This window comes from Aeromicrobium sp. Root344, assembly GCF_001425755.1.
In the GTDB taxonomy this organism is placed as follows: Bacteria; Actinomycetota; Actinomycetes; order Propionibacteriales; family Nocardioidaceae; genus Aeromicrobium.
Map to the genome: position 1 here is coordinate 1,398,102 of NZ_LMDH01000001.1, position 12,251 is coordinate 1,410,352.

The 12,251-nt window shown below is 67.7% G+C and carries 11 protein-coding genes and 2 tRNA genes; 7 read left to right on the forward strand and 6 right to left on the reverse strand.

All coding sequences use genetic code 11. From position 1 onward, the window contains the following. The first annotated feature begins 19 nt into the window (after positions 1–19). The 3 genes from ASC61_RS06935 to ASC61_RS19675 are packed head-to-tail and all read left to right on the forward strand — an operon-like array spanning position 20 to position 947. On the forward strand, positions 20–385 hold the full coding sequence (locus ASC61_RS06935; protein WP_157439402.1) for a YtxH domain-containing protein: 366 nt from the start codon (positions 20–22) through the stop codon (positions 383–385). Beyond that, positions 382–786, forward strand: coding sequence for a phage holin family protein (locus ASC61_RS06940; RefSeq protein WP_157439403.1), 405 nt, complete (start codon positions 382–384; stop codon positions 784–786). The genes ASC61_RS06935 and ASC61_RS06940 overlap by 4 nt, the downstream gene beginning before the upstream one ends. After that, positions 783–947: a DUF3618 domain-containing protein gene (locus tag ASC61_RS19675; protein ID WP_157439404.1), complete on the forward strand. Its 165-nt coding sequence runs from the start codon at positions 783–785 to the stop codon at positions 945–947. The genes ASC61_RS06940 and ASC61_RS19675 overlap by 4 nt, the downstream gene beginning before the upstream one ends. Positions 948–954: 7 nt before the next feature. On the opposite strand, the gene ASC61_RS06945 is transcribed toward ASC61_RS19675, so the two are convergent. Continuing rightward, complete coding sequence (locus ASC61_RS06945; protein ID WP_056210607.1) at positions 955–1,962, reverse strand: AraC family transcriptional regulator; 1,008 nt, start codon at positions 1,960–1,962, stop codon at positions 955–957. A gap of 117 nt (positions 1,963–2,079) precedes the next feature. Between ASC61_RS06945 and ASC61_RS06950 the strand changes: the two genes are divergently transcribed. From ASC61_RS06950 to ASC61_RS06960, 3 genes are all read left to right on the forward strand, one after another. Further along, positions 2,080–3,558: a flavin-containing monooxygenase gene (locus ASC61_RS06950; RefSeq protein WP_056210608.1), complete on the forward strand. Its 1,479-nt coding sequence runs from the start codon at positions 2,080–2,082 to the stop codon at positions 3,556–3,558. 67 nt (positions 3,559–3,625) lie between these two features. Beyond that, positions 3,626–4,486, forward strand: coding sequence for a short-chain dehydrogenase/reductase (locus tag ASC61_RS06955; protein WP_056210609.1), 861 nt, complete (start codon positions 3,626–3,628; stop codon positions 4,484–4,486). A 3-nt stretch (positions 4,487–4,489) separates the two neighbouring features. Next, positions 4,490–5,392 (forward strand): alpha/beta hydrolase, encoded by a 903-nt coding sequence (locus ASC61_RS06960; protein ID WP_056210610.1) that lies wholly within the window; start codon positions 4,490–4,492, stop codon positions 5,390–5,392. 141 nt (positions 5,393–5,533) lie between these two features. On the opposite strand, the gene ASC61_RS06965 is transcribed toward ASC61_RS06960, so the two are convergent. From ASC61_RS06965 to gyrB, 5 genes are all read right to left on the reverse strand, one after another. Beyond that, positions 5,534–5,606 (reverse strand) — tRNA-Ala (locus ASC61_RS06965). A 148-nt stretch (positions 5,607–5,754) separates the two neighbouring features. Beyond that, positions 5,755–5,829: transfer RNA gene (locus ASC61_RS06970), tRNA-Ile, on the reverse strand. A 57-nt stretch (positions 5,830–5,886) separates the two neighbouring features. Then, positions 5,887–6,660, reverse strand: coding sequence for a DUF3566 domain-containing protein (locus tag ASC61_RS06975; RefSeq protein ID WP_235503505.1), 774 nt, complete (start codon positions 6,658–6,660; stop codon positions 5,887–5,889). After that, positions 6,657–9,212, reverse strand: a complete 2,556-nt coding sequence (gyrA, locus tag ASC61_RS06980; RefSeq protein ID WP_056210611.1) for a DNA gyrase subunit A — start codon at positions 9,210–9,212, stop codon at positions 6,657–6,659. The genes ASC61_RS06975 and gyrA overlap by 4 nt, the downstream gene beginning before the upstream one ends. 17 nt (positions 9,213–9,229) lie before the next feature. Further along, positions 9,230–11,227, reverse strand: coding sequence for a DNA topoisomerase (ATP-hydrolyzing) subunit B (gene gyrB / locus ASC61_RS06985; protein ID WP_056210612.1), 1,998 nt, complete (start codon positions 11,225–11,227; stop codon positions 9,230–9,232). Between the two features lie 227 nt (positions 11,228–11,454). Between gyrB and ASC61_RS06990 the strand changes: the two genes are divergently transcribed. Next, the gene (locus ASC61_RS06990) at positions 11,455–12,249 is read left to right on the forward strand and encodes a phosphatase PAP2 family protein (RefSeq protein WP_056210613.1); all 795 of its coding nucleotides are present in this window, start codon (positions 11,455–11,457) and stop codon (positions 12,247–12,249) included. Positions 12,250–12,251: the final 2 nt, after the last annotated feature.

The following is a 12,251-nucleotide window of genomic DNA, read 5'->3' on the forward strand; positions in this document are numbered from 1 at the left end:
CCCTGAAGGAGTGGTCAACGTGAAGAAGCTGACAGTGCTCGTGATCGGCGCCGCCGGGTACGTTCTCGGTGCCCGCGCCGGGCGTGAGCGTTATGAACAGATCAAGCGCCAGGCGACCAAGGCCTGGCAGAACCCCACCGTCCAGGGCGCCGTCGACGACGTCCAGACCCAGGCCAAGCAGGCCGGGTCCGAGATGGGCAGCAAGGTCGGCGCGAAGGTCGCCGATGTCGCCGGTGAGGCGAAGTCCAAGATCGCCGACAAGGTCCACGGGCACGACGCGGATCCGGCGTCGGACAACTATCGTCCCGGCGACGAGGTCATCGGACCGCCGCCGGTGCCGGGCGAGTCGCCCATCGCGGACGCGCATCGACAGGGGATCTCATGACGGGTGCGCGCACGCCCACGTCCGAGGCCTCGACCGGCGAGCTGATCGCTCAGGCGACCGGTGACATCTCGACCCTGATCCGCAACGAGATCCAGCTCGCCAAGCAGGACCTGGCGACGAGCGGCAAGCGTCTCGGGGTCGGCGCCGGGATGTTCGGCGTCGCCGGCACCTTGGCGCTGTACGGCCTCGGCGCCCTCATCGCTGCGGCCATCCTCGGGATCGCCGAGGAGCTCGACGCCTGGCTCGCCGCACTGATCGTGGGCGGCGGGTTGTTCGTGCTCGCCGGTCTTGCCGCCCTGGTCGGCAAGATGCGCGTCAGCCGGGTGGCGGAGCCGCCGAAGGAGCGGGTCGCGAGCGTCAAGGCCGACGTCGCTGCCGCCCGTCACGGGGCGACGTCGTGACCGCGCTCGAGCAGGACATCCAAGAGACCCGGGCGCACCTCGGGGAGACCGTCGACGCCCTCGCGGCCAAGGCCGATGCCGGCAAGAAGCGCGCCGGCATCGTCGCGCTCGTCGGCGTCGCCGCAGTTGCTGCCCTGGTGCTCTGGCGCCGGCTCAGCTGACGATCGGCTACCGCCGGGCGGTGGCGCGATAGCTCGCCGGCGTCGTCCCGAACCAGCGGCGCACCGATCTGTTGAGGGACGCCTGCTCGGCATATCCGAGCAAACGGGTCACCTGGCCGAGCTGCATGACCGGCTCGGCCAGGTAGCGCTCCGCCAACGTCCGGCGCTGCCGGTCGAGGATGCCCCGGAACGTCTCGCCGTCGGCGCCGAGGTGGCGCTGCAAGGTCCGGCGGTTCATCAGCAGCTCGGACGCGACGACATCCGCGGTGCAGTGTCCCGTGGGGAGCAGGCGCTGGACAAGCTCCTCGACGCGTCCCGCGAGGGTGGTCTCGCTCGGTGGGACCTGACTCTCCAGGTACCGGGTGGCAAGCCGCCGCGTCTCGCCGTCCGCATTGTCGAGCTCCCTGTCGGCGACGTCGCCGTCCAGCTCGAATCCGCACCAGGACTGGCCGAACTCGACCGGGCACCCGAGCACTGAGGCGTACGCCTCGTCGGTGCCCATCTGCTCGTGGAGGAACGAGACCGACGCGTATGTCGCACCGTCGCCCCCCAGCATCCGGATGATCCGGGCGCCGTTGGCCACGCTGAGCTCGTAGCCCTGTCGCAGCACCGGGAGCGAGAGCTCGAGCACCCGGTAGTCGAACGTGATCGGTTCACCCGGCACTCGGGGCCGCATCTCCAGCTGGAGCGCGGGCGAGTGGACGTAGAAGTACTGCGAGATCGATCGGAAGGCCTCAAGCACCGACTCGGAGTTGCGGGCGATCACGGCGACGGGCCCGAGAATCCCCAGACCTTGCCATCCCGACATCCGCAGACCGAAGTCAGGGCAGTCGAGCTCCTCGGCCGTGGCGGCCAGCAGCCGGAGGAACGGGTCGACCCGTACGAACGTGTCGTCCAGGTCCTCGATGCCCACCGGGATGTCGAAGCGGCGAAGCAGGTCCTCGGGCGTGCCGCCGAGGTCGCGGACGAGGTCGGCATAGCCCCAGAGATTCGTCGCCCTGATCAGGCTGCCCATTGACCCCGCCATGTCCGGAAATGACAAAAGTATGACGCGCCAGGTCAATACGTGACAACCCCTGCCGCCCGATGCTCGAAGGACCAGAACACCAGTCCATCAAGGAGCCCGTGAGCCATGACCGCCAACCATGTCGACGTCCTGATCGTCGGAGCCGGACTCTCCGGGATCGGCACCGCCTGCCAGATCACCGGCGCCTTTCCCCAGAAGTCGATCGCCGTCATCGAGCGACGCGAACGCATCGGCGGCACCTGGGACCTGTTTCGCTATCCCGGAGTTCGCTCCGACTCCGACATGTTCACCTTCGGATACGAGTGGCGCCCGTGGACCGACACCGAGGTCCTGGCTCCCGGCGACTCGATCCGCGAGTACATCGCAGAGACGGCCGCTGCGTACGGGATCGACGAGAAGGTTCACCACGGCCTGAAGATCCTCTCGGCCGACTGGTCACGTGCCGACTGCCGATGGACCGTGACCGCGCTGCACGAGGCCTCGGGCCAGGAGCGGGTGTTCACCTGCGGGTTCCTCGTCAACTGTGCTGGCTACTACAACTACGACGCCGGGCACCTCCCGGAGTTCCCGGGTGCAGATCACTTCGGCGGACAGACGGTGCATCCCCAGTTCTGGCCGGAGAACTTCGACTACGCCGACAAGAGGGTCGTGGTCGTCGGAAGCGGTGCCACCGCTGTCACCCTGGTGCCCTCGATGGCCGAGAAGGCGGCGCACGTCACCATGCTCCAGCGATCACCTTCGTACGTCATGTCGGTGCCTGCGGAGGACAAGATCTCGCCCTTCCTCGACAAGTTCCTCCCCAGCTCGGTGGTCTTCTGGCTCGCCCGCAAGCGCAACATCGGGATCCAGCGCGGCCTCTACCTCGCCTGCGGCCGCTGGCCCACGATGATGCGGCGCTTCCTGCTGTCCCAGGTGAAGCGCCGTGTCGGACCCGAGTTCGACATGGCTCACTTCACCCCGACCTACAAGCCCTGGGACGAGCGCCTCTGCGCTGTTCCGAACGGTGACCTGTTCAAGGTGCTCGCCTCGGGCGACGCGTCGGTCGTCACCGACACGATCGAGACGTTCACTGAGACCGGGATCAGACTGACGTCCGGTCGAGAGCTCGACGCAGACGTCATCGTCACGGCGACGGGACTCGATGTGAAGGTCATGGGTGGGATCACCTTCACCGTCGATGGTGAGGTCCGCGAGGTGCGCAACCAGATGACGTACAAGGCGGTCATGGTCCAGAACCTGCCGAACCTCGCGTGGGTGTTCGGATACACGAACGCCCCCTGGACCTTGAAGTCCGACCTCGTCGCGAAGTACCTCGTCCGCCTCTTCACCCACATGGAGACCAGCGGTCACTCGGTCGTCATGCCTGTCGACCACCATGACTCGGCGCTCGACGACGGAATCATGGACTCGCTCCAGTCCGGCTACGTCCAGCGCGCGAAGGACAAGCTCCCGCGCCAAGGCAAGGACGGTGCGTGGAGGGTCCTGATGCACTACGGCCACGACACCAGGATGCTGCTGGACGATCCGATCGACGACGGGCTTCTCGAGTTCAGTGGACCGGTCCTGGCCGACGCCATGGCATGACGGCGGGCACCGCGCTTCCACCCACCCGGACTCCGACACTCTTCCAGCAACAGAAAGCGATTACCTCATGAGCAGCTACGACGTCCGCGACAAGGTCGCCCTCATCACCGGCGCGGCGCGCGGCATCGGCCTGGCCACCGCCGAGCGACTGGTGCGCGACGGGGCGAAGGTCGTCATCGTCGACCTCGACCGTCGCGAGGTTGACTCCGCCACGCAGACGCTGGGACCCGAAGCGTTCGGCCTGGCTGCCGACGTGACCGACGCAGCCGCCATGCGAGGCGTCGTCGAGCAGGCCGTCGACCACTTCGGGCGGATCGACGTGGTCGTCGCGAATGCCGGCATCGGTCCGCGGGCCACCACGGTCAACGCGATGGATCCGGTCGTCTTCGAGCGGGTCCTGGAGGTGAACGTCCTCGGTGTCTATCGCACGGTCCACGCCGCGCTGCCAGAGGTGATCCGCAACCAGGGTCACGTCGTCGTCGTGGGTTCGATCTATTCGTTCATCAACGGGGTGCTGATGGCCCCGTACGCGATGTCGAAGGCTGCCGTGGAGCAGCTCGGACGGGCCCTGCGTGTCGAGCTCAAGCAGCACGGTGCGTCGGCGACCGTCGCGTACTTCGGCTACATCGACACCGACCTGGTCCGCGATCTCACTGCCGACCCGGTCGCCAACCGACTCGAGCACAAGTTCCCGGGCTTCCTGCGACGCCGGCTGCATCCTTCAGATGCCGGCGACGCGATCGTCGGCGCCATCACGCGTCGATCCGCCCGGGTGATCGCCCCCAAGCGCTGGAGCGCGTACTCCACGATGCGGGGCGTGATCAACCCCTTGCTCGACGCGCACATGGCCAGGGACGAGTCGATCCAGGACATCCTCCGCGACGCCGACAGGGCGCCGCTGAGCCGCCCGGTCGAGCGGACGGCCTAGAGCATGAGTGAGCACCGCGACGTGGCGTTTCTCAGTGCGGGTGTGCGTTGCGGCGCCTGGCACCTCACCGCCGCGCACGAACAGCTCGGTGGGCGTGGCGGTCGGCCGTGCGTCGTCATGGCGCATGGGTTCGGCGGCACGCGCGACACCGGACTCCTGGGCTACGCCGAGGGATTCGCAGCCGCCGGGTTCGACGTGCTCCTCTTCGACTATCGCGGCTTCGGTACGTCCGAGGGTGCCCCGCGCCAACGCGTTTCCCACCGTCACCAACGGGCTGACTACCAGGCCGCCATCGCCACGGCCAGAGCCCTGCCCGGCGTCGACGACGAGCGCATCGTGCTCTGGGGAACCTCGTACTCCGGAGGTCACGTCATCCCCGTCGCGGTCGACGACGGGCGCATCGCCGCCATCGTGTCGATGACACCGGCGGTGGACGGCGCGGCGGCGCTCCTGGCCCTCGCTCGTGCGCATCCGACCACCCTGCTGCCCCTCGTCGCGCACGGACTCCGCGACGCGACCCGCGCCCTGCTGCGCCGACCGCCGCATCACCTGCCCGTCGTCGGTGTGCCGGGCAGCACGGCGATGATCACCGCCCCCGGCGGTTTCGAGGGCTACCACGCGATCGCGGGCGACACATGGCGCAATGAGGTCTGTGCGCGCGTGGCGCTCGAGGTCGCGTTCAACCGGCCGACCCGGTCGGCTGCCCGACTTCGTACGCCTGTACTCGTCCAGGTCGGCGAACAGGACGCCGTCGCCCCGCCCACCGCAGCATGGCGGGCCGCCAAGAAGGCGGGCTCGTATGCGGAGGTCCGCAACTACCCGGTCGACCACTTCGACGTCTACGAAGGCACCTGGCAACGCCAGTTGCTTGCCGACCAGATCGAGTTCCTCACCGCTGCCTGCTAGGCCGTGATCAGGGCCGCGTTGATGTCGCCCGACTCGAGTCACTCGCTTGTTTCACTGAATGAGGAAGCACCGCCCCCCTCAACGCAAAAGGCCCTGCCGCCCGAAACTCGGGTGGCAGGGCCTTCGTCATTCAGTTTTCAGTGGAGCCGAGGGGACTCGAACCCCTAACCCCCTGCTTGCAAAGCAGGTGCGCTACCAATTGCGCCACGGCCCCGTGGTCGTGCTGGTCCGGGATCAGACCTTGTCGCTGGCAGCCGCCCACGTGTCGGCCGGCTTGCTCTTCGACTTCGACAGGGCCCAGAAGACACCGGCCGCAGCGAGCCCGAGGGCGATGATCTTCTTCATGGAACCTCCTGTGCGAGTGGGCGTACGAGGACTTGAACCTCGGACCTCATCCTTATCAGGGATGCGCTCTAACCAAGCTGAGCTATACGCCCGCAACAGCGGTGAACTTTACCGCACCGCCTGCCGGTCTCCCAAAACGGGGAGGGGTCTTACTTCTCTTCGGCGAACGTGACCTCCACACCGCCGAGGAGCTGCGCCGCGAGGTTGTAGAGATGGGCGCCGATCGTGGCCAGTGCCGTGGTCAGGATGACGTTGATCGCCGACAGCACCAGGGTCAGTCCGACCATGCGCCCGAAGCCGAGGTAGTCGGTGATGTTGAAGCTCGTCGAGTCATCGCTCAGCACCGAGGTGACGCTGCCGTTGATCTGGTCCCAGACCCCGGTCGCCTCCATGACGACCCAGAAGATCGACACCGCGACGACCGCCACGATCATCATCGCGACCGAGATGGCGAACGCCATGCGGGTGACCGACCACGGCTCGATGTGCGTCAGTCGCAGGCTGGCGCGCCGCTCCTTCTTGGAACCCGACTCCGGCGCCGGACTGAGCGTCGCTCCGGATGTCGTCGTGGACCGCTCGACCGGCGTCTCGACCTTGTCCTTGACCGCAGGGATCACCGCGGTGGTCGACGGCGACTGGTTGGTCGTACGCGCGTAGTCCGCCGCAGTGAGCGGCCGGCTGTCCGACGAGGTGTCGTCCTCGTCGTCCGAGGCGTCCGACACCGATGCCGGCGTCGGGGTCGGGCGCGGACGGCCCTTGTCGGTCTGTGGTCCGCTCGACGATCCGTTGCTGGCAGCCGCCGATTTCTTGGCCGGAGCCCGCTTGGCCGGTTTGGGGATCCGGGGGACCTCCTGCGTCGGCGCCGCGTCTGCCGCGCTGGAGCCCGGCGCGGAGGTCGGGTCCTGCTTGTCGTCTTCGGTCACTGATCCTGGTCCTCGTCGGTCGACGTCTCTTCGGCCTGCGCCTCGTCCTGCGGGAGCTCGGTGTTGCGCGCGATGGTCACGACCCGGTCATCCCCCTTGAACTTCACGAAGCTCACACCCATCGTGCCACGCCCTGTCGGATTGACCCCCGAGACGAGGCTCCGGGTGACCTGACCGGTGGCCGTCACGGAGATGACGTCATCGGTGTCGACGAGGACGAGACCGCCGACGAGCTCACCGCGGTTCTCGGTGATCTGCATCGCCTTGATGCCCAGACCGCCCCGACCCTGCAGGCGGTACTGCTCGACCGGCGTCTTCTTGGCGAAGCCGCCGTCGGTGACCGTGAAGACGTAGAGCTGGTCCTCCTCGGGCACCTCGGCGGACTCGAGGGCGCCCGCTGAACGTCGGATGACCGACATCGACAGCATGGAGTCCTCCTCGCGGAACTTCATGCCCGTGACGCCCGACGTCGCCCGGCCCATCGGTCGCAGCTGCTCGTCGTCGGCGCGGAACCGGATGGCCTGGGCCTTGCGTGAGATGAGGATCAGGTCGTCCTCGGGAGTGACCAGCTCGGCGCCGATCAGCTCGTCGTCCTCGTCGCGGAAGTTGATCGCGATGACGCCGGCCTGGCGCGGGCTGTTGTAGTCGCCCAGCCGCGTCTTCTTGACCAGACCCTTCTTGGTCGCGAGGACCAGGTAGGGCGCCTGCTCGTAGTCACGGATCGCCAGGACCTGGGCGATCTCCTCGTCGGGCTGGAACGACAGCAGGCCTGCGACGTGTCCGCCCTTGGCGTCGCGTCCGGCCTCGGGCAGCTGGTAGGCCTTGGCGCGATAGACGCGGCCGGCGGTCGTGAAGAACAGGATCCAGTGGTGGCTGGTCGTCGCGAACATGTGCTCGACGAGGTCGTCACCACGCAGGGCCGCACCGCGTACGCCCTTGCCGCCACGATTCTGGACGCGGTAGAGATCGGTCTTGGTGCGCTTGGCGTAGCCACCCTTGGTGATCGTGACCACGACCTCCTCGTCGGGGATCAGGTCCTCGTCGGACAGGTCGCCGTCGGCGGGGATGATGTGCGAGCGACGATCCTCGCCGTACTTGTCGACGATCTCGCTCAGCTCGTCGGACACGATCTGCCGCTGGCGCTCCGGCTTGGCCAGGATGTCCTTGAAGTCGGCGATCTTGAGCTCGAGCTCGGCCAGGTTGTCGATGATCTTCTGGCGCTCGAGGGCGGCCAGGCGACGCAGCTGCATGTCGAGGATCGCGCGCGCCTGGAGCTCGTCGATGTCGAGCAGGCTGATGAGGCCGTCGCGGGCCTCCTCGACCGTGGGACTGCGACGGATCAGGGCGATGACCTCGTCGAGGGCGTCGAGCGCCTTGGCCAGGCCTCGCAAGATGTGCGCGGACGCCTCGGCCTCGTCGAGGAGGTACTGGGTGCGGCGCTGGATGACTTCGATCTGGTGGTTGATCCAGTTGCTGACGAAGCCGTCGAGCGTCAGGGTGCGCGGCACCTCGTCGACCAGGGCCAGCATGTTGGCGCTGAAGTTGGTCTGCAGCTCGGTGTGCTTGTAGAGGTTGTTGAGGACGACCCGGGCGATCGCGTCCTTGCGGATCTCGATCACGATGCGACGCCCGACGCGCGACGACGACTCGTCACGCAGGTCCGAGATGCCCTGGATGCGGCCGGCGTTGACGAGGTCGGCGATCTTGCGCATCAGGTTGTCGGGGTTGACCTGGTAGGGCAGGCCCGTGACGACGAGCTGGATGCGGCCCTTGGTGTCCTCCTCGATCGACACGATCGCGCGCATCTGGATCGAGCCGCGACCTGTGCGGTACATGTCCTCGATGCCCTTGGTGCCGACGATCAGCGCGTCGGAGGGGAAGTCAGGACCCTTGACGCGTTCGATGAGCGCCTCGAGCAGCTCTTCCTTGCTCGCCTCGGGGTTCGCCAGCGCCCACTGGGCACCGTCGGCGACCTCACGCAGGTTGTGCGGCGGGATGTTGGTCGCCATGCCGACCGCGATGCCGGCGGAGCCGTTGACCAGCAGGTTGGGGATGCGTGACGGCAGGACCGTCGGCTCCTGCGAGCGGCCGTCGTAGTTGGGGCGGAAGTCGACGGTGTTCTTGTCGATGTCGCGCACCATCTCCATGGCGATCGGCGCGAGCCGGCACTCGGTGTAACGCATCGCGGCGGCGCCGTCGTCGCCCGGGGAGCCGAAGTTGCCCTGGCCGTCGATCATCGGAGCGCGCATGACCCACGGCTGCGCCAGGCGTACGAGAGTGTCGTAGATCGCGGTGTCGCCGTGCGGGTGGTACTGACCCATGACGTCACCGACGATGCGCGAGCACTTGGAGAAGCCGCGGTCGGGGCGGTAGCCGCCGTCGAACATCGCATAGAGCACGCGGCGGTGCACGGGCTTGAGCCCGTCACGGACGTCCGGCAGGGCGCGCGACACGATGACGCTCATCGCGTAGTCGATGTAGGAGCGCTGCATCTCGTCCTGCAGCTCGACGGCTTCGATCCGGTCGTGCTCGGGAGGTGTGGTGTCAGTCATCAGTGAGCCCTGTCAGGTCAGATGTCGAGGAAGCGGACGTCTTTGGCGTTGCGCTGGATGAACGAACGTCGCTGCTCGACGTCCTCGCCCATCAGGATCGTGAACATCTCGTCGGCCATCGCGGCGTCCTCGAGCGTCACCTGGCGCAGGATGCGGTTGGCGGGATCCATCGTGGTGTCCCACAGCTCGCTGTCGTTCATCTCGCCCAGACCCTTGTAGCGCTGGATCTGCTGGCCGACCTCCTTGGGCAGGCGCTTGCCGTCCGCGGCGCCGGCCTTGAGCATCGCGTCGCGCTCGGCGTCGGAGTAGGCGAGCTCGTCCGGCGAGTTGCTCCACTTGATCTTGTAGAGCGGCGGCTGCGCGAGGTAGACGTGGCCGCCGTCGATCAGCGGCTTCATGAACCGGAACAGCAACGTCAGCAGCAGGGTCGAGATGTGCTGGCCGTCGACGTCGGCATCGGCCATCAGCACGATCTTGTGATAGCGCAGCTTGTCGATGTCGAAGTCGTCGTGCACGCCGGTGCCGAGCGCCGAGATGATCGCCTGGACCTCGGCGTTCTGCAGGATCTTGTCGATGCGGGCCTTCTCGACGTTGAGGATCTTGCCGCGCAGCGGCAGGATCGCCTGCGTGCGGGGATCGCGCCCACCCTTGGCCGAGCCGCCGGCGGAGTTGCCCTCGACGATGAAGACCTCGCACTCCTCGGGGTTGCGCGAGGAGCAGTCGGCGAGCTTGCCGGGCAGGCCGCCACCGCCCAGGAAGCCCTTGCGGTTGCGGGCCAGGTCGCGGGCCTTGCGAGCCGCCATGCGGGCGGTCGCGGCGTCGATGGACTTGCGGACGATCGTCTTGCCCTCGGTGGGGTGCTGCTCGAACCAGGCACCGAGCTCGTCGTTGAGGACCGACTGGACGTAGGACTTCGCCTCGCTGTTGCCAAGCTTGGTCTTGGTCTGCCCCTCGAACTGCGGCTCCTCGAGCTTGATCGAGACGATCGCGGTGAGGCCCTCGCGGATGTCCTCGCCCGAGAGGTTGTCGGCGGCCTTCTTGATGAGGCCCTGCGCAGTGGCGAACTTGTTGACCGTCGTGGTCAGCGCGGCGCGGAAGCCTTCTTCGTGCGTGCCGCCCTCGTGCGTGTTGATCGTGTTGGCGAACGTGTGCACCGACTCGATGAAGCTGTCGTTCCACTGCATCGCGATCTCGAGCGACAGCCCCTTGGTCTCGTCCTCGGACTCGATCGAGATGACCTCGCGGTGGATCGGCGACTTGCTGCCGACGTTGATGTGCTCGACGTAGTCGACCAGGCCCTTGTCGAACCGGAAGCGGCAGTCGCGCTCGATCGCGTCGACCGGGGTGTCGCCCTCGGTGGCCTCCTGCGCCTCGTCGCGGTCGTCGCGCAGCACGAGCTCGAGGCCCTTGTTGAGGAACGCCATCTCGCGGAAGCGTGTCTTGAGCGTCTCGTAGCTGTAGACGACGGTCTCGAAGATGTCCTCGCTGGCGTAGAACGTCGTCGTGGTGCCGGTCTCGTCGGTCTTCTCGTGGCGCTCGAGCGGAGCGTCGGGGACGCCGTAGGTGAACGACTGGGTCCAGCGGTAGCCGTCGCGCTTGATCTCGACGTGGAGCTTGGTCGACAACGCGTTGACGACCGAGACGCCGACGCCGTGCAGACCGCCCGAGACCTTGTAGCCGCCGCCACCGAACTTGCCGCCGGCGTGCAGCGAGGTGAGGACCAGCGTCACGGCCGGCATCTTCTCGGTCGGGTGCTCGTCGACGGGGATGCCGCGGCCGTCGTCGACGACGCGGACGCCGCCGTCGGCCTGCAGGGTCACCGCGATGTGGGAGGCGTAGCCCGCGAGCGCTTCGTCGACCGAGTTGTCGACGACCTCGTAGACGAGGTGGTGGAGCCCGCGTTCACCGGTCGAGCCGATGTACATGCCGGGGCGCTTGCGAACCGCCTCCAGACCTTCGAGGACCTGAATGTTGCTGGCGTCGTACGAGGCTTCAGGATCTGGAGTTTGGCTCACCCATCCAGTATACGGGCCGTTATGTGCGTCTCAGCGTTTACCCACAGTTCCCGAGTGGCGCGTCGCGACCGCCATGTGCCCCTGAGAGCGACAAAACAGCGGCTGTGACGTTGTGGCAGACCCTCCAACAACCTCGGGTATGGCTCCAGGTGCTCCGAGCCGCCCATGCGGCGGCGGTGTTGCCACGCGCCGACGACGTCTTGGGTCCCATCGGGCATCGTAGAGGAATGAGCACGACCGCCGTCCGCCGAGACACCGCGCTGCCCGCGCTCGCGACGGCAGTTGCCGCCGCGGTCACGCTCGTCGTGATGGTGCGCGTCGCGCTGCAGTCGTCGCGCGGACAGCAGTGGGACGACGACGCGATGCGTACGGTCGTCGCCGGCCGCGACACCCAGCTCACCCTGCTGAGCGGGCTCGGCTACGTGTCGATCGGCGCGATCGTGGCGGTGGCGGTGGCGTGCGCCGGTGTCGCCCTGCTGCGGGGCAAGGGCCGGCTCGCGATCGGCGCGGCGGTCATCATCGGGGGCGCCGACATCACGACGCAGGTCCTCAAGCACTCGTTCCTCGACCGGCCCGACTTCGGCCTCGCCATGCTCAACAGCCTGCCGAGCGGCCACACCACGGTGGTCGCCAGCGGGGTCGGCGCCGCGCTGCTCGTCGCGCCCGGTGGCGTACGCCCACTCGTCGCAGCGGCGGGTGGCTTCGCCACGACCCTCACCGGCGCCTCCACGATCGTGGCGGGCTGGCACCGGCCCGCCGATGTCGTCGCCGCCCTGGCGGTCAGCCTGGTCTGGACCGGCCTGGTCGCGTGGTGCTTCCACGGACCGCGAACCCCGGTGACCGGTACGTTCGTCAGCGCGCTCGTCGGCTGTGCCGCCGCGCTGGCCTTCCTCGTCGCGGTCGGGGTGCGCCCGGCGTACGGCTGGGTCGGTTTCACCCAGGCGTCACTCGTCCTCGGCGCCGTCACCGCGGTCACGGCAGCGTTCGTCGTCCTCGCCGCAGCCGTGTCACCCGCGGAGTAGCC

What these genes read in the sequence shown, in the direction of transcription:
- ASC61_RS06940 (WP_157439403.1), top strand. Translation starts at nt 382, where the DNA reads ATGACGGGTGCGCGCACGCCCACGTCCGAGGCCTCGACCGGCGAGCTG.
- ASC61_RS06945 (WP_056210607.1), bottom strand. Translation starts at nt 1,962, where the DNA reads ATGGGCAGCCTGATCAGGGCGACGAATCTCTGGGGCTATGCCGACCTC.
- ASC61_RS06950 (WP_056210608.1), top strand. Translation starts at nt 2,080, where the DNA reads ATGACCGCCAACCATGTCGACGTCCTGATCGTCGGAGCCGGACTCTCC.
- ASC61_RS06955 (WP_056210609.1), top strand. Translation starts at nt 3,626, where the DNA reads ATGAGCAGCTACGACGTCCGCGACAAGGTCGCCCTCATCACCGGCGCG.
- ASC61_RS06960 (WP_056210610.1), top strand. Translation starts at nt 4,490, where the DNA reads ATGAGTGAGCACCGCGACGTGGCGTTTCTCAGTGCGGGTGTGCGTTGC.
- gyrA (WP_056210611.1), bottom strand. Translation starts at nt 9,212, where the DNA reads ATGACTGACACCACACCTCCCGAGCACGACCGGATCGAAGCCGTCGAG.
- ASC61_RS06990 (WP_056210613.1), top strand. Translation starts at nt 11,455, where the DNA reads ATGAGCACGACCGCCGTCCGCCGAGACACCGCGCTGCCCGCGCTCGCG.